This window comes from Prodigiosinella confusarubida, assembly GCF_002847015.1.
In the GTDB taxonomy this organism is placed as follows: domain Bacteria; phylum Pseudomonadota; class Gammaproteobacteria; order Enterobacterales; family Enterobacteriaceae; genus Prodigiosinella; species Prodigiosinella aquatilis.
This window is the reverse complement of the sequence record NZ_CP025085.1, coordinates 4,509,828-4,526,025: the sequence shown is the minus strand read 5'-3', so window position 1 is coordinate 4,526,025 and position 16,198 is coordinate 4,509,828. Positions and strand designations below refer to the sequence as shown.

The window sequence follows — 16,198 nt, the reverse complement described above, 5'->3', positions numbered from 1 at the left end:
CGATGACAATATCCACTCCCGTGATTATCGACAGTCTCATCAGGCACGCCCAGCGAACGCCAGAACAGACAGCCTTGTTGTGTGGTGATCAACACTGGAATTATCGGCAATTGGTCACTCGTGCTCACGTTATGGCCTCGGCCCTGCGACAGGCCGGATTATCGGGTCAGGCCATTTTGCTTAATCTGCCGAAAAGTCTGGATGCGGTTGCGGCGATATATGCCACCTGGCTAAGTGGTAACCACTACATTCCTATTGACTATAGTCAGCCGTCATCACGTATTGAACGCATTATTGCCGCTGCCGCCCCGGCGTTGATTATTGATACAGCGTGGTTAGCCACACTCGATAGCCAACCCTCTTTCGATGCGGAGCAACCAGTTGGGCGTATGGTGTACCACAATCCCATCGCTGCCATTTTATATACCTCCGGCTCGACAGGCACCCCGAAAGGGGTGCAAATCAGCCACGAAATGCTGGGCTTTTTTATCCAGTGGGCGGTGCGGGATACGCAACTGACAGCGCGGGATGTGCTGTCCAATCACGCCAGTTTTGCGTTTGATTTAAGTACCTTTGACCTGTTTGCCAGTGCTTATGTCGGTGCTGCCACCTGGATTATTCGCGAAAGCGAACAGAAAGATTGCGCCGCGTTGGCACAGGGGCTGCAAAGACATGCGGTGTCGGTGTGGTACAGCGTGCCTTCCATTTTAGCCATGCTGGAAAAAAGTACACTGTTGAACCCGACGCTCGGCCAATCTCTGCGGCAAGTCATTTTCGCTGGCGAGCCCTATCCGGTCACTGCGTTAAAACGGCTCTTGCCTTGTTTGCCTCAGCCATGCCGGGTCAGTAACTGGTATGGCCCCACAGAAACCAATGTCTGCGTGGCCTATGCGATTGATCGGGCGCGACTGGCTATGTTGAAACAGGTGCCGATTGGACTTCCCCTTGAAGGACTGACGGCACAGCTCGAAGATGAAAATGGTGACCGACATCCGCTGACGGCACAACTGCGCTTAAGCGGCGAGTTGCTGATCAGCGGGCCGTGTGTGACGCCGGGCTACAGCAATGTGGTCGTTCCCCGGCAGGCCGCTTTGCATCCACATCAATGCCATGCCACCGGGGACTGGGTAGAGATGACGCCAGAGGGTCTGGTATTCCGTGGCCGTATTGATGATATGGTCAAAATCAATGGTTATCGAGTGGAGTTAGGCGAGATTGAATCGGTACTTCATCAGCATCCGGCGATTGATCGGGCGGCGCTATGTGTCGAACTTGGGGATCTCCGGCAGACGTTAATCATGGTGATCAGTCTACAGACTGGCGCAGTGCCGCCGGGTCTGCTGGAACTAAAACAGTTCCTGCAACAGAAACTTCCCTCTTATATGATCCCCAATAAGCTGGTGATCACCGAGAGTTTGCCGGTTAACGCCAATGGCAAGGTTGATCGTAAGCAGTTAGCCGGGGTGGTTGCGGTATGAGTAATGATAAACACATCGCACCACTGGCGGTGGTCAGCATGGGGTGCGTGTTGCCCGGTGTTGACCATTTTCGGGCGCTAGACACTATTGCGGATTGGGAAACGGTGTTTCAGTCGGCGTCACCGCTGGCGTGGAGCGAGACATCCCGACCAATTCAAGGTCGGCAGATGGATGATTCCGGGTTTGATTTTAAAAAGTTTTCTATTCCGCCTTTATTCAGGAAAGCCGTTAGCCGGGAAACCCGTTTGGCACTGCGGGCTGCCGAAGATGCTCTGGCCGGGCTGGTGTTGCCGGAATCACTGCGTGACTGCTGCGATCAGTTTTGTGCCATTCACCTGGGCAGTGATGCCGCCTACCGCAATGCGACGAAAGTGGGCGCGTTACGGGCATTAGCCGAAAAACTTCAGGCGCAAGGTTGCCCGGCGGCGGAGGTGAGGCGTCGGCTTGACGACTATAAACAACCGCTGGCGGAGTCGCTTGGGTGTTCATCTCATGATCGGGTGGGGGAAATGGCCTCCAGCATTCCTGCGCGAATCGCTCACTTTGCTCATACGCGCGGTAAATGTCAGACCCTCGACGGTGCTGACAAGGGCGGGCTACGTTTATTGCAACTGGCTCAGGACTGCTTTCGCTATCATGATAGCCAGATGGCGGTGTTGACTTCTGTTCAATGCTTTCACCATCGTCCCCAGGCGTACATGCTGCTCGAACAAGGGGTATCGCAGGATGCCTGTTGGCTGGAAGGGGCGATCAGCCTGGTGGTGTGTCCCCTCGCGGTGGCGCATGAGCAAGGGTGGCCAGTGCTGACCCAACTCGGGGATATTGTGACCACCCATGATGGGTCACCGCAACCTGAGGCAGACCATCCGGCCGCGTTATACTTTGCCGGAGCCAACCAGGTTTTTTGCCAGATCGTTGAGATGGTGCTGCGTCAGCATCAGCGTTGTGAAGGCCGGTCCTTTACTGGCGGGCGTTGGCAGGTCAACGTGGCGCAAACGCAGTCATTGACTCCCGCCGTGGATGACCGTGTCGCGATTGTCGACTATCAGCCGATTACCGGTCAGGGATTGGACAAAACGCAGTTTTGGCAGACGCTGGAGCAGGGGGAAGATGCGCTGCGGGAGCATAGTGCGGCGCAGCTTAATGCTGAGGCGTTTGTGCGCACCACCCAACAAAAACTCAGTACCTATATTCATCGTACGATGAGTTTCCCTGCGCATTCACCCAGTGACGTGGCGCTGAAAAAACCGATGATGCCGGCCAAAAAACAGCGTCTGGATGTGACGCAATTGTATGCGCTGAATAGCTGCCATTCCTGGTCTGAAAAAATCCGCCAATTCGAGCGTGTGGCGATCATCATTGCCAGTAATTTATCGTTAAGCGCGGATCGGTTACAGGCTATGAGGGCATTATGGTCCGGCCTGCCGGGTTCAGAAGGAGCAATCCCTCTGCCTGAGCTGCCTTCGATTAACCACTGGAGTTGGTACGGTGCCTGCGGCATCGGGACAGCACAGCTTTTGGCGCAATATTTTGGCATTAGCGCTGATTGCTATGCGGTGGAAGCCGCTTGTGCCAGTTCGCTGGCCGCAGTGCATGATGCGGTCAGGGCACTGCAAGCGGGACGTTATGACGCGGTGATTGTTGGCGGCATCGAAACGGCGACATTAGAGCGGGATCTGGTGCTGTGCAGCGCGCAAATGATGCTTTCGGTCTCGCGCATTCGCCCGTTTTCACAAGGCGCTGACGGGTTTACGCCGGGAGATGGTGGTGGTTTTGTTATGCTGACCCATCACCCTGTACCTCGGGCGATTGCCACCATTGAAGCGATATCGGGTTCTTGCGATAGCTATTCCATGACGGCGCCAGATCCACTGGGACAGGCGCTGGCTATCAAGAAAACCCTGAGTCTGACCGCCATTGATGCTCAAACGGTGCAATACCTTGAAGCACACGGTACAGGCACTGAACTTGGGGATCGATCGGAAGTGATGTCACTGAAGTACAGTTATCACCGTGACAAGCATTCACCGCTGTATATCGGGTCGGCGAAGTACAACTTTGGTCACTGTTTCGCCGGTGCTGGTGCGCTCAGTTTGTGTAAAGTGTTGAGCGCATTCGAACATGAGCGGATCCCCCCCACGCCAGTGTCTGAACTCAATGTTGATTTACCCTTGGGCGATATCCCGGCGGAGGTGCCACAACAGGCCATACCCTGGCGGCTGTCTGAGGATGGTCAGCGCAAGGCGGCGATCAACGCCTTTGGCACTGGCGGTATTAACTATCACCTTGTCATCAGACAATCGTCTTAAAAAGGAAGTGTAGATGAAGGTTATCGTCCATAAAATTCGCCTGAAAGATATTACTCAGCGTTCGGCATTTCGTCATTGGGTTGAAACCACGGATTATTGCGCTTGCGAGAGCCTTGACGCCGTATTGGCCTTTGAAGTGGTTGAGGTCAGTCAGGTGGCGGAAGCGCCATTTCACTTTATTGAGATTATTCACATAAGCTCGATGGACGCCTTTGCACAAGAGATGCAAACCCCGCTTTTTCAAAGACTGGTGAGCCAGTTTGATCAACTGGCTGAGGTGGTTGAGGAGATAGCGGGTGAGCGGATCGCCGATGGTTATCCATCATAAAGACGGCGTGCCGCCATGGGTTAAGCACGGGCATCATCATCGAGGTATTACCATTTCGGTTGCCGAATGCCACACGATAGGGGTTGCCCTACAACAACGGATGGTGAAACAGCGGGCACGTGAACTGGCGGTAGCGCTGTTGAATCGGGTTTGGCAAACCGGGGATGGCGCCTCTCAGATGGCGGGTTTTACACTGACTCATCGGCCGAGTGGTCAGCCGGTGGGTGAACATCCCCTGTTGGGCGAATATGCGGTGTCGATCAGCCATTCGCATTCATGGTATGCCGGGGCGACCAGCGACACTGCGGTGGGAATCGACCTTCAGCAGTATCGCACTTTTGGTACAACGGCGTGGCGTTACGCCTTTGCTGCCGGTGAACAGCATTGGGGCCGGGTTCAGGCGTGTGCGGCCTGGGCCATTCGGGAAGCATTTTTAAAAAGTCATGGTTGTGGACTTCCCTATCGGCTCAGCGATATCCGGATCGATTGGCATAATGCGTTGGTATCGCATCCTGACCAACTGGAGTGCCGGCAGTTTTGGTTGTGGTATAGCCTGGATTGGGTATGCGCACTGTGTTTTCCGCTACAGGGATCATTGATGACTGACACGGATATTGTGGTGGTTCCCGGTGGGTCTATTGAGCGACAAGGGGAATCTCATCATGGTGAATGACACATTTGAACAAGCATTGCAAAACGCCATTAATATCGCACGGTTAGCGCCATCATCACATAATTGCCAGCCTTGGTCTGTTCACTACGATGCGGCTACCCGATGTGGTGAAGTCTCGATTGATCGGCAGCGCGCCCTCAAGGGATTACCCTCGCTGGAGCGCGAGATGCTGATGAGTTGTGGGATCTTCTTTGAATACTTGAGTACGTTGCTCAAGCATTCAGGCTATCCGCTTGACTGGCAGTGGGTGGGGGCGCGGCAGAACGGCTCGAGCGGTATGTTGATATCGTTTGCGCCGAGTGCGCCATGTGTCGCTGATCTGGTGGCTTATCAGCAATGGGTGCAAAGGATCAGCGATCGGCATACGGTCAGAACGGCCTATCAGCCGACACAGGTGAATGAACAACAACAGGCACAACTATACGCGTTATTTGACCGTTCACCGGTGACCTGCGACATCAAATATGGCGAAGCAACGCGTCATGACGTCGCTTTTCTCACGGCAAACTATGCATCGCTTGATTTTGCCGATCAACAGGCCTGGCGGGAAACCTATCACTATATTCGGTTCAATGAGCAGCAGGCCGCCGAAGATGGGTTTTATCTGCATCATTTGTTTGGGCCGGTATCATGCGGATTTAGGTGGTTTTTCCGGATTGCGTTTCACCCCAGGCTAAGCTGGCTGGCAAAACGATTGCGATTGCCTGCTTCCATGGCGAAAGGGCTAGCCGAACTGGTGGTGGAAGGCCCGCAATACCTGGCGTTGAGTCTTGAACATGAGAGCGACGAAAATCTGTTTATCGCCGGAATGAAGCTTGGCCAACTGTGGCTGATGTTACAGTCGTGGGGGTGGAGCTTGCATCCGCTCAGTGTGCTGGTGCAGCACGCCACTGCGCGGTGCGCTTTGGCTGACACTGTCCGGCTTACCGGCTTACCGGTTTTTTTTGCGCGTTTTGGCCAGCACCGTCAGTCGGGAATACCCACTCCAAGACGCGCCTGGCAGCGTATTTTAACCACAACACAGCATAGTTTCTCCCCTGAAAACGGGGCTGATGTAAAACAACCCTAACCGGATAAGGAATCGATAATGGACGTTTGGATTGCAGTGGTTGTCGTATTATTAGTCATGTCTTTTCTGGCCTTCGTGACGAGCCAAAAGGCACGGGATACCCGGCCGATGTTTTTGTGGGGATTCAATGCGATGGGGCCGGTTGCCTTGGTATTTTGCTATTTTGGTGGGGGTGATATAAACCATAAAGCTCTGATCCTGGCCTTTGTCGGTATTTATCTACTTCATATGAATATTGTACTGACACTCTGGTACGGCAATACTGCTGCATCCAAACTCAAGGATGTGTTACCCACACAACAGGTGCCGTTATTGGCGGTGATGATGGTGAACATCTTCGGGTGGTTGTATTGCCTGCCTTTTTACTGGGCCAGTCAATTGCAAGGGCCATTTGGCACAGTTCAATGGGTAGCCATCGTGGTTTATAGTCTCGGCACCCTCTATCACTTTGGCGGCGACTACCAAAAGCGCCGCTTCAAACAAAATCCGCAAAATAAAGGCCAGATCCTCTGCTCCGGGTTTTGGGCGACGTCTCGTCATCCCAATTATTTTGGCGACTTTCTGATTTTTGCCAGTTTCGGACTGCTGGCGGGCAACTGGTTTGGGGTAATTGCGCCGCTGACCAATATTGTCCAATACTTCGCTGATGCGATTCCCAAAAGTGAGAAAATGGCCGAACAGCGCTATGGTAACGCCTGGCTTGACTATAAAAGGAAAGTGAAGTGCTTTATCCCCTTTATCTTTTAGTGGATAGCTCAGGGAACAGTAGCGGTTTGATTAACGATAGCCTGGGGCATCTAAGGTCACTCTTTCATGGCATATGCTCTATTCAAGCGGTAAAATATTGCCACCATCTACTGTTAATGAGCATCAAATGATTAAGTTTTCTGAAATCGGCAAGGCTATGACAGAGTTCGAATCCGTCGATGGCGTTCCATTACAAGGATATGGTATCTCCGACTCTCGTGGGACGATCGTGCTTTTTGATGATTACGCCGAAGGATTACAAGATATTGAGGGGTTCTCCCACCTTTATTTGCTGTTTCATCTGCATCGTTCTAATAACCATAGTCTTAAGGTAAAACCGTTCCTGGATACTCAGGAGCGAGGCGTTTTTGCTACTCGCTCACCAAGACGGCCTAATCCACTTGGTCTCACTATTGTGCAATTAGAACGCCGGGAGGGAAATGTCTTGCATGTTCGAGGTCTGGATCTGCTGAACGGCACACCCATTATTGATATCAAACCTTATATTCAAGCTTTCGATAATGTTCAGGGAACCCGTGATGGCTGGTATTTGCAGGGGATGAATCCACATCAGACGCTATCTGACGAGCGTTTTAAATAGAACATGAATTCGTTACCGGTTGCTGTTTTCATTTTTATTGCCGAGGTTAAGATGCCGCCGGTTGGTTTTGTGGCTATGTTGTGTATGGTGTCAGCGCCCACAAAAGCAGTAGTGATCCAGATTCAAGATCTTTGCTGCTGCTGAGATCGTGACACCAAAAAAGGTAACCGGTTTTTGAGATTGTAAAAATTGGCAGATGGTGCCATTAACCAACGTCGATCCGGTTGCCAGGATCTGGTCACACCAATCGATGGCTGTCTCGGTCTGCGATTCATCTTCGATGGTGACGCCATATTTGTGCTGGCCTATATTGCTCGGATCAAGATCGATTACCCGAATAGGCTGTTTGCTCGACAAGTTTTCCAGAATCCTCGGCTGTAGACCGATCAGTAAAATTTTTTGATCTGCCATCACCGCACTATCTACCTGTTTGCCGCACAGGACGATTTCATCGTTTTTACAATGTACGGTCTTATCACATAGTTTCAGGTGTCGATAAACTGCATTGAGTGCGGCAATAAAATCAGCCCGCTGCTGGTCATTCTCCAGTGGCAGTTCAAGGATCTGCTGTAGTGAATACTCGCTATTGTGATAGTGATCGGTAAACGCCTGGCCCCGGCTCCCCATAAAATCCGCCTCGATCATCTTTTCATGACCTCGAATAATGGGGTAGTCCTGATGTTGAGGATGACCAATAGCTTCAACCGAGCTGAGCGCCTGACAGCGGATTTGCAACGTTTCCCGCTGAAGATCGAATTTGTTAACTTGCTCAAGAAAATCCTTTTTGAGAAGCGCATACAGCTTGTTGATTTCGTTATCTGAATGCAGCTTGTTGTGCTGATAGGATGATTCGAGTTGTTGTAGCTGTTGTATAAATTGCGGGTAATTTAGTTTTGTTGCGTCAGAAGACCACATCATCTTCCAAATGCTACGCTTTTTTAGGCCCAATTTACGCAATGTTATGATCTTTCTGAGGTCATGGTAATTCATAGATATCTCTTTATACTCTGGTCCGGATGAGCTGCGGGCTTGTCCAGACATGTGTTTTCCCGTGAGTCAGACAGTCAATCACTGTACATCAGACGGTTTCTAGCGTGTTGGCTAATGTCCGGCGTGAAGTCCCTGTTGATATCGTAGCCCGTCGTTGTTACATCCTCGGGTAAATCAGCTATGTCGACTATTCGAGCTCATCTGTATAAATTCCTTTTTGACACAGAGATCCGAACTTTGATTCAGTTTAACGCTTCGGCAGGCTGCCTGGTCGCAAAGTTTCTCTTTATTTTAAGGTTTGGAAACGATCCTGCTGATCAATCAAAAGAGCAGGTGCTACCTATAGAACAATATGGCATATGCTATATTTAAGCAAGAAGAACCTCCCCCTAATCTGGTCGATCTGAAGTACGCTTTACTCTGACGTGGTTAGGCCGGCTACCCGCCGTCTTGTCTGGAAACGATTTTGCTCTGTTATCGTACTTTTATTTCCCTTCCCCTCCTGATAATTGTTCATAGATAGTTAACGTTGTGTTGCGTGATAGCCTGGCTGTCGCATTATGCCCCGCGAGACGATTGACAGCTGAAAGGTGACAGCTAGTACATCGTAATACTGATGATGTATTTGTTATATCACTTATTATTCATGCGTTTATTAGCTATTCTATCAAGATGCGCAACAACAGATCATCATCTCACGATCGAAATTGGATCCTTCAATTATTTGCAACTGGCTCTAGATTACAGGGCCACATTCTGCATAAATAAAACTTATTGTTTCAGAAATGTGAATGAATGGTGTAACTGGTACCCTTTGGCGATATGAAACCGTCAGGACCAGGTGTGATGGATCGCGCTACAGAATTTAGGTGTATCTGGAGCTGAAATGCCTGCGCATACCCGTCCTGAAATCTATCGGGTATAGCGATGTGGCTGTTAACCACTGGCAAATTAACTTATCCCGCTAGCCGGCGCTACCGGGGAAGAAAGGATGATACATATGTCTTCTGATAATACCTATGTTTCTTCGGCGATTACCACCGTGGCACGAACACCTGCACCGGCCAAACCTCTGAGCTTTCTCGAAGGGGTGGCGATGATCGTCGGCACCAACATTGGCGCTGGTGTCCTCTCTATTGCCTACGCTTCCAGCAAATCCGGCTTTTTACCATTGTTGTTCTGGTTGGTGTTGGTCGGTGTGCTGACCACCATTACCATGCTGTATGTCGCTGAATCCACATTGCGTACGCATGCCCATCTGCAACTGAGCGGATTGGCAAAGCGTTATGTCGGTGGCATGGGCTCCTGGCTGATGTTTGCCTCGGTTTGCGTCAACAGTGTGGGAGCGCTCACCGCTTATATGACCGGCAGTGGCAAGCTGTTGCAGTCTTTGTTCGGTATTTCCCCAGCGATCGGTAGTCTATTGTTCTTCGCTCCTGCCGCAGGGGTGCTGTATCTTGGGCTGAAAGCGATTGGTCGCGGTGAGAAATTTATCAGTATCGGTATGGTGGTGATGCTGAGCGTCCTGGTAGTCGCGACGCTATTGAAAGACACGACCCAGATGCACAATCTGTTGGACGGTGACTGGCGTTTTATGGTGCCGGTATTCAACGTGGTGGTGTTCTGTTTCTCGGCACAATATATCGTGCCGGAAATGGCACGCGGCTTTTCGGACAAGCCTGAGCAGTTGCCAAAGGCGATTATCGTTGGCATGGTGATGACCTTTGTGCTGCTGACGGCGGTGCCGATGTCGGTGATTGCACTTGGCGGACTGAATAGTATCTCCGACGTAGCAACTATTTCGTGGGGCCAGGCGCTGGGGCAGTGGGCGTTTTTCTCCGCTAACATCTTTGCGTTGTGCGCGATGTTGACCTCTTACTGGGGGCTGGGCGGCAGTTTTCTGAGCAATATTTTCGATCAGTTCAAACTGGGTCGTGATGAGCAACCGCTACGTCGTTTCAGCGTACTGCTGTTAGTGGTGTTGCCACCGTTCGTCCTGGCTTACAGCGGTTTGGTGTCATTCGTCAACGCACTGTATTTTGCCGGCGTATTCAGTGGGGTGATCTTGTCGGTTATGCCGATGTTGATTCTGCGAGGGGCGCGTAAGCATGGTGACAAAGTACCGCGCTGGCAGTGTAGTTGGATCACCCATCCGCTGTTGCAGGTCAGCATTGTGTTGCTGTATCTGTCCAGCGCAGTGTATGCCATCGCGTCACTGTTGGACTATCTGCCCGCTGGTTGGTGATGCTCAATGAATTTGAGTAGGTGCTAAAAATAGTAACGGATAAGACCTTATTTATTCTGAAAGCGCTGCCTTAGGTGACGACTTAGCCAGCGTTTTTGAGCACAGCCAGATCCCGACCATGATGAGCCCGGCACTGATAAGGCGGAATGATTCAAATGTGGTTCCCAGAAACACGACACTAAAAATGCCGCCAGACAGTGGAATAATATGGGTATAGATTTCTCCTCGGGTGGCACCAATTTCAGCAATACCGCGGTTCGAAAACAAATAAGACGCCAGGATGGGAAAAGTACCAAACCTCCATCAGCAGCGCAGCTGTAAGCGCCCAGCGCGATAACGATAGGGTTTGCCTCTTTGACCAGGATATGGCCCACCACATAGTTTCCTCCCCGGAACATGGCAGCGAGTGTAAGTAACAAATAAGGCATCATGTGTTCCTCTGTCATGGGCGTGAAAAAAACATACTCTGCCGTACCCATTTTATTAATGATGATGATCAACAGATTCCCAAGGTTATGGCCTTTCCATTACGTCGGGTACCATCACGCGGTTTTTATTATTGGTATTAGAGTCTTTATATTTTAATGTCCTGTATTTGTTACTTTAAGCAGTTTTTATCGCATTATGTGCTTAATTTTGAACTTTAACTGACGACATAATTAAATGCTATTATGTGCTACAATTGGCTCATTAACTATATTTTTAAGATATAAAGTACCATTTAAGGATCATTATGAGTTTTCTTGAAAGATCAGCATCTTCGATTGCTGAAGAGCTAGGCGAGCGTTTAAAACAGGCTCGACTGAACAATGATCTGACCCAGGTAGAAGTAGCTGAACGTGCCGGGATCACGCGAAAGTCAGTCCTTAATGCGGAAAAAGGGAGAGTTCAGCTAGACGTTTTTGTTGCCATCATGGCCGCGCTTAATTTAACAGAGCAACTAGAGCGTTTTCTTCCTAGACAGCAGATTTCGCCGCTCCAGCTATCCAGGCTACAGGGTAAAAAGCGGCGACGCGCCTCGGGGCAACGAAAAAACAATGAAGAGGATGTACCAGAATGGTGATGGAAGTTATCAATGTCAGCTATAAAGACCATGTGGTCGGCGCCGTAAGTTTTGATACGGATAGCGGGCTTGGTGCTTTCGAATACGATCCTGGTTTCATCAAGAAAGGCATAGAACTCGCTCCTCTGAAAATGCCTTTAGCAAAACGCATCTATAGTTTTCCAGAGCTGAATTTTAATACTTTTAAAGGGTTACCCGGTTTAATCGCAGATTCACTGCCTGATGATTTTGGCAACGCGGTACTTAATGCATGGGTCGCCACACAAGGTAAATCTCCCAGCACAATTACACCACTTCAAAGGCTCCAATATACCGGGAAGCGTGGTATGGGGGCGCTTGAGTATATGCCCGCAACCAGAATGAAGGGGCTAAATGCAACGAAACAGGTTGAGATTAACGCCCTGATTTCTATCGCACAGGAAATATTGGATTCTCGAAGCAACTTCGACATTGAGCTTAACAAGGATGGTCAGGAAGACAGAGAAACCATGCTGTCTTTGCTTTCCGTCGGTATGAGTGCCGGTGGTGCAAGACCGAAAGCCGTTTTAGCTTTTAATGCAGACTTTACTCAGGCTCGTTCAGGCCAATCCAGTGTTCCCGCTGGGTTTACCCATTACTTAATGAAATTTGACGGTGTAAGCGAACACAATAAGAACCAGGAGACTTTCGGTGATCCTTTGGGATTCTGTGCGATGGAATATGTTTATTATCTAATGGCTAAAGGCTGTGGCATTAACATGATGCCGTGTCGGTTATTACCTGAAGGAAATCGCAGACATTTCATCACACAACGATTCGACCGCCTCGGGAATAAAAAAGTCCATGTTCAAACACTGAATGGTATTGCACACGTCGATTATAAAAAGCCGGGTTCATTTTCCTACTCAGAGCTTTTTAGTGTGGCAAGGCAACTTAAATTGTCAGCAACTGATGCCGAGCAGTTGTTAAGAAGAATGACATTCAATATTGTTGCTCGAAACCATGACGATCACTCCAAAAACGTGGCTTTCATTTTAACCGGAGATACGTGGTCGTTGGCTCCAGCCTACGACTTAGCCTACAGCTATAAACCGGGAAGCCAATGGATAAACTGTCACTGGATGAGCTTGAATGGCAAACGGGATGATTTTGTTCGCCAGGATTTTTATTCACTTGAAAAGTTGAGCCCACTTTTTACCAAAGGGCGCATCAACAACATCATTGATGAAACCATCGAGACGGTATCTGGTTGGAGAAAACTCGCTGATATACAAGAGGTTCGAGCATCATTGATAGATGAGGTTGAATCAAATTTAAGGTTAAAAATGTAGTTTAAACACAAGCGCAGCGCTACAAACACATGATACACGTCAATTATTTATAGTATAAATAATTTAAGCTACGAGGAAAGCGGTGCGCGAATCGACGGAAACGTAGATGATTCAGTGAGTAAGGTGAACACCTTCCTCCTGTAATATCGCGAGTATATCGTATACCAGTAACGGCTAATCCACGATGGTGAACTATGTCATATTCCCCCCCTTTCAACTGGCGCTTCATCACTGGACTGGTGTTGACCGGGATTGTGGCGGGAATAGGCGGCATTCTCTTGACGTTGCTACTGCATGCTGTTCAGCATCTGGCCTATGGATACAGCCTGAATCATATTTTGGGTCAACAACATTTTCTCGATGGCGTCACTGCGGCTGTTCCCTCACGTCGCTTTCTGGCCATGATGATGTGCGGCGTGGTAGCTGGCGCGGGATGGATGCTGCTGTATCGTTATGGACGCAGGCTGGTCAGCATCTCCGCCGCACTACAGAACTGCGCCGTCAGCATGCCGATCAGGGAGACGCTGATCCATATTGTTTTGCAGATAGTGACTGTGGGGTTAGGCTCGCCGCTGGGGCGAGAAACCGCGCCTCGCGAGCTAGGCTCGTTATTCGCATCGCACTTAAGCCAGCGGTGGTCCTTACTCCCTGAACAGGCGCGTGTCCTGATAGCCTGTGGCGCCGGCAGCGGTTTAGCCGCAGTCTATAATGTGCCGCTCGCTGGCGCCGTGTTTTCCATGGAGGTTTTGTTAAAAAAAACCGGACTGAAACTGACCTTCTGTGCGCTGCTCACCAGTGTTCTTGCCACACTCACCGCCCGTTATGTACTGGGCGACAATTATCAGTATCCTCTCAATGCTACATTCCATATATCGAGTAGCCTGGTTATCTGGGCACTCCTGGTCGGCCCCATTTTCGGTGCGGCAGCCTGGCTATTTTCTCGTATGATGCACTCCGCCAAGCAATCGATACCGCAGAATAAGCGCCTGCTTATTTTCAACCTGATTAATTTCACGTTGATGGGCGTACTGGTTCTCTGGTTGCCGGAATTGCTTGGCAACGGGAAAGGTATTGCCGAAATGAGCTTTACCAGCCAACTGTCAATAAGTTTGGCGCTACTACTGTTAATCTGCAAAACAGGAGTGGTGTGGGGCTCGCTGAAAGCCGGCTCTCGAGGTGGATTATTGACCCCCAGCCTGAGCTGTGGTGCGCTGCTTGGGTATATTACCGGAGCCGTGTGGAACCTGTGGTTCCCGGAGTACGCGCCAGGCGCTTTCGCTCTTGTGGGAGCCACCGCATTTCTGGGTGCCGCAATGAACATGCCTTTCACCAGCATTGTGCTGATCGTGGAGTTTACGCATGTCGAGCCTGGTTTCTTGATACCACTGATCGTCGCGACGGCGGGTGCAACGCTAACCGGGCGTTATCTGCATAAACAGGATAAGGTCACTCTTGTGCGCACCGGCGAAAAGCAAACGCCATGAAAATCATGAAGTTTAAGATATCTATATTGTTATTTTCGTATTCACCGGAGGATCAGTATGCAGCAGAAATGGCAGGATGTAGATGCGTACCTGGAACGTAGTTTACTTCCGAAGAATGCTAATCTGGCGCAAACCCTGGCGCTGAATGCTGAGCGGGGCTTGCCGCCACACGATGTGTCCTCTTTGCAAGGGCAATTTCTGATGCTAATGGTACAGATCAGTGGTGCACGGCGGGTACTGGAAATCGGCACGTTGGGGGGCTTCAGTACTCAATATATGGCGCGGGCGCTGCCGCCGAACGGCAGTCTGGTCACGTTGGAGAAAGAAGCCGTCAATGCGCAGGTGGCGCGTGAGAATCTGATGCGGGCTGGTTTGCAGGATCAGGTGACAATTATTGTCGGCGAAGCGGCTCAGTCGTTACCAACCTTACAGCATCAGCCGCCATTTGATCTGATCTTTATCGATGCCGATAAACAGAACAGTCTGCTTTATCTGGAATGGGCTATCAAGCTCAGTTGTGTCGGAAGCGTAATCATTATGGATAATGTTATCCGCGGCGGCGCTATTGTTGATGTGCAGCGTGACGTGCATGCCGAAGGAATTTGCCAGATGCTGACCGCGGTGAAGGGGTTACCGGTGCTAACCGGCACTGCGTTGCAGACCGTTGGAAGTAAAGGCTGGGATGGTTTTGCCCTGTTTCGTGTACAAAATCGATAACCCTTCTTTGCTATGTCATGTCCCTGAGACGAGAAGGTTGCGTTCAGTCTTTAACCATTGGTGCAGATGCGCTGATTTAAATTATACGATTAGGTGAATATATGGGGCCGGAGTCAATCGGGTTGAAGCCATCTGCCCTTGATTTTGTGTTCACTCTGTTTTCAACACAACCAACGAAAGTGAGGTCACTGTGGCAAGACATCAATACACCCCGGAGTTCGAGCGCGGATAGAGCGATGTTGCGGTTACTTTTAAGTAAGGCATTATTACTGTCTTCTATGTGATAATTCTGTTCGGCGTTATTGTTCGCTCAAATAATATGACACCAATAAGAGTGAAATTAATTTCAGTTCAGGGAGTGGTGACTGTATTAGTGAATATTATCTCGAGTGGAATTATTGCCTCGGGTAATACTCATTTCATCGGTGATTTTATATTAAAAATAAGAAAGTGCCGCAAATTATGCTTCACTTGCTCAAGAAATAATAATACCTAATTCTGAAATCAAAAAGGAAATCTGCCATGCATCCAATTTAACCCCTGTAAGGTTGACTTTTCTTAAATCAAGTCCATGTAGCGATGAGCCTCTTAAGTCGCTTTCGGTGAAATCGGCATCAGTCCATCGGATACCCGAAAACTCGCCATTAGAGAGATCCGAGCCTTTAAATATAGCTTTCGTAATATCTGTTTCAAACCATTTGTTTTCCCTCAGTATACAATCTTCCATAATGATGCCTGCCAGGTTTGCATTGCTGAGATTGCAATTCTCTATTTTGCCCGAGCAGAAAAATTTATTTTTGGCAATTAAATTTGCAAAGCTGGCGTTTTCAAAATCTGCACCTATCAATCTACAGTTCAGAAATTCTGCGCCAAAAGCATCTGTGTAGCTAAAAGAGCTTAATGATAAATCACAGTTAATAAATCTGGTTTCTCTTATATTTCCATGATGGAATGAACATCCCATATTCCTTTCTTTATCATAGAAATCGCATGAAATAAAGGTAGCTCCACTTAGATTTATCCGTGTAAATTCACATTCGGAAAAATCGGCTAGCTCAAATGTTTCTCCGGTAATAACAGGGAAATTTTCATTATTAAAATGTAAGGTTTTCAAGGCTACCACCCGATTATCCAGTTTTATTCTTATTACAATATTTTTGTAATTCCATTCGCTGAGTGTAATA

General features: G+C 49.3%; 14 protein-coding genes and 2 pseudogenes. 12 read left to right on the top strand and 4 right to left on the bottom strand.

Annotated elements, in window-relative coordinates; genetic code table 11:
* Window positions 1-2: 2 nt before the first annotated feature.
* From CWC46_RS20660 to tsaA, 7 genes are all read left to right on the top strand, one after another.
* Window positions 3-1,478 (top strand): AMP-binding protein, encoded by a 1,476-nt coding sequence (locus CWC46_RS20660; RefSeq protein ID WP_021014647.1) that lies wholly within the window; start codon window positions 3-5, stop codon window positions 1,476-1,478.
* Window positions 1,475-3,787: a prodigiosin MBC biosynthesis protein PigJ gene (gene pigJ / locus CWC46_RS20655; RefSeq protein ID WP_021014648.1), complete on the top strand. Its 2,313-nt coding sequence runs from the start codon at window positions 1,475-1,477 to the stop codon at window positions 3,785-3,787. Before CWC46_RS20660 ends, pigJ begins: the two co-directional genes overlap by 4 nt.
* A 13-nt stretch (window positions 3,788-3,800) precedes the next feature.
* On the top strand, window positions 3,801-4,115 hold the full coding sequence (locus CWC46_RS20650; RefSeq protein ID WP_021014649.1) for an REDY-like protein HapK: 315 nt from the start codon (window positions 3,801-3,803) through the stop codon (window positions 4,113-4,115).
* A complete protein-coding gene (locus tag CWC46_RS20645) occupies window positions 4,084-4,788 on the top strand; it encodes a 4'-phosphopantetheinyl transferase superfamily protein (RefSeq protein WP_021014650.1) in 705 nt (234 codons plus the stop codon). Before CWC46_RS20650 ends, CWC46_RS20645 begins: the two co-directional genes overlap by 32 nt.
* Complete coding sequence (locus CWC46_RS20640) at window positions 4,778-5,857, top strand: hypothetical protein (protein ID WP_021014651.1); 1,080 nt, start codon at window positions 4,778-4,780, stop codon at window positions 5,855-5,857. Before CWC46_RS20645 ends, CWC46_RS20640 begins: the two co-directional genes overlap by 11 nt.
* 18 nt (window positions 5,858-5,875) lie before the next feature.
* On the top strand, window positions 5,876-6,604 hold the full coding sequence (locus CWC46_RS20635) for a DUF1295 domain-containing protein (RefSeq protein ID WP_021014652.1): 729 nt from the start codon (window positions 5,876-5,878) through the stop codon (window positions 6,602-6,604).
* 127 nt (window positions 6,605-6,731) lie between these two features.
* Window positions 6,732-7,205: a tRNA (N6-threonylcarbamoyladenosine(37)-N6)-methyltransferase TrmO gene (gene tsaA, locus CWC46_RS20630; protein WP_021014653.1), complete on the top strand. Its 474-nt coding sequence runs from the start codon at window positions 6,732-6,734 to the stop codon at window positions 7,203-7,205.
* Between the two features lie 90 nt (window positions 7,206-7,295).
* Here the strand turns inward: tsaA and CWC46_RS20625 are convergent, their stop codons facing one another.
* Window positions 7,296-8,123, bottom strand: coding sequence for a Rossmann-like domain-containing protein (locus CWC46_RS20625; protein ID WP_201797186.1), 828 nt, complete (start codon window positions 8,121-8,123; stop codon window positions 7,296-7,298).
* A gap of 1,072 nt (window positions 8,124-9,195) precedes the next feature.
* Here CWC46_RS20625 and CWC46_RS20620 point away from each other — a divergent pair.
* Window positions 9,196-10,440, top strand: a complete 1,245-nt coding sequence (locus tag CWC46_RS20620) for an aromatic amino acid transport family protein (protein WP_021014655.1) — start codon at window positions 9,196-9,198, stop codon at window positions 10,438-10,440.
* Window positions 10,441-10,491: 51 nt separating this feature from the next.
* On the opposite strand, the pseudogene CWC46_RS23405 reads toward CWC46_RS20620, so the two are convergent.
* A pseudogene (locus tag CWC46_RS23405) lies at window positions 10,492-10,736 on the bottom strand (EamA family transporter); the annotation flags it as partial.
* 8 nt (window positions 10,737-10,744) lie between these two features.
* Window positions 10,745-10,868 (bottom strand): annotated as a pseudogene (locus tag CWC46_RS23780) (DMT family transporter); the annotation flags it as partial.
* Between the two features lie 305 nt (window positions 10,869-11,173).
* Between CWC46_RS23780 and CWC46_RS20610 the strand changes: the two are divergent.
* From CWC46_RS20610 to CWC46_RS20595, 4 genes are all read left to right on the top strand, one after another.
* Window positions 11,174-11,503: a helix-turn-helix transcriptional regulator gene (locus tag CWC46_RS20610; RefSeq protein ID WP_021014657.1), complete on the top strand. Its 330-nt coding sequence runs from the start codon at window positions 11,174-11,176 to the stop codon at window positions 11,501-11,503.
* Window positions 11,497-12,813, top strand: coding sequence for a type II toxin-antitoxin system HipA family toxin (locus CWC46_RS20605; RefSeq protein ID WP_021014658.1), 1,317 nt, complete (start codon window positions 11,497-11,499; stop codon window positions 12,811-12,813). Before CWC46_RS20610 ends, CWC46_RS20605 begins: the two co-directional genes overlap by 7 nt.
* A gap of 194 nt (window positions 12,814-13,007) precedes the next feature.
* Complete coding sequence (locus tag CWC46_RS20600; protein WP_021014659.1) at window positions 13,008-14,297, top strand: chloride channel protein; 1,290 nt, start codon at window positions 13,008-13,010, stop codon at window positions 14,295-14,297.
* A gap of 57 nt (window positions 14,298-14,354) precedes the next feature.
* The gene (locus tag CWC46_RS20595; protein WP_021014660.1) at window positions 14,355-15,014 is read left to right on the top strand and encodes an O-methyltransferase; all 660 of its coding nucleotides are present in this window, start codon (window positions 14,355-14,357) and stop codon (window positions 15,012-15,014) included.
* Window positions 15,015-15,489: 475 nt separating this feature from the next.
* Here the strand turns inward: CWC46_RS20595 and CWC46_RS20590 are convergent, their stop codons facing one another.
* On the bottom strand, window positions 15,490-16,137 hold the full coding sequence (locus CWC46_RS20590) for a pentapeptide repeat-containing protein (RefSeq protein ID WP_021014661.1): 648 nt from the start codon (window positions 16,135-16,137) through the stop codon (window positions 15,490-15,492).
* Window positions 16,138-16,198 lie beyond the last annotated feature (61 nt).

Excerpts from the sequence above, each read along its gene's own strand:
- CWC46_RS20600 (WP_021014659.1), top strand. The coding sequence starts at position 13,008 with ATGTCATATTCCCCCCCTTTCAACTGGCGCTTCATCACTGGACTGGTG.
- CWC46_RS20605 (WP_021014658.1), top strand. The coding sequence starts at position 11,497 with ATGGTGATGGAAGTTATCAATGTCAGCTATAAAGACCATGTGGTCGGC.
- CWC46_RS20620 (WP_021014655.1), top strand. The coding sequence starts at position 9,196 with ATGTCTTCTGATAATACCTATGTTTCTTCGGCGATTACCACCGTGGCA.
- CWC46_RS20650 (WP_021014649.1), top strand. The coding sequence starts at position 3,801 with ATGAAGGTTATCGTCCATAAAATTCGCCTGAAAGATATTACTCAGCGT.
- tsaA (WP_021014653.1), top strand. The coding sequence starts at position 6,732 with ATGATTAAGTTTTCTGAAATCGGCAAGGCTATGACAGAGTTCGAATCC.
- CWC46_RS20660 (WP_021014647.1), top strand. The coding sequence starts at position 3 with ATGACAATATCCACTCCCGTGATTATCGACAGTCTCATCAGGCACGCC.
- CWC46_RS20635 (WP_021014652.1), top strand. The coding sequence starts at position 5,876 with ATGGACGTTTGGATTGCAGTGGTTGTCGTATTATTAGTCATGTCTTTT.
- CWC46_RS20595 (WP_021014660.1), top strand. The coding sequence starts at position 14,355 with ATGCAGCAGAAATGGCAGGATGTAGATGCGTACCTGGAACGTAGTTTA.
- CWC46_RS20640 (WP_021014651.1), top strand. The coding sequence starts at position 4,778 with ATGGTGAATGACACATTTGAACAAGCATTGCAAAACGCCATTAATATC.
- CWC46_RS20625 (WP_201797186.1), bottom strand. The coding sequence starts at position 8,123 with ATGATGTGGTCTTCTGACGCAACAAAACTAAATTACCCGCAATTTATA.
- CWC46_RS20610 (WP_021014657.1), top strand. The coding sequence starts at position 11,174 with ATGAGTTTTCTTGAAAGATCAGCATCTTCGATTGCTGAAGAGCTAGGC.
- pigJ (WP_021014648.1), top strand. The coding sequence starts at position 1,475 with ATGAGTAATGATAAACACATCGCACCACTGGCGGTGGTCAGCATGGGG.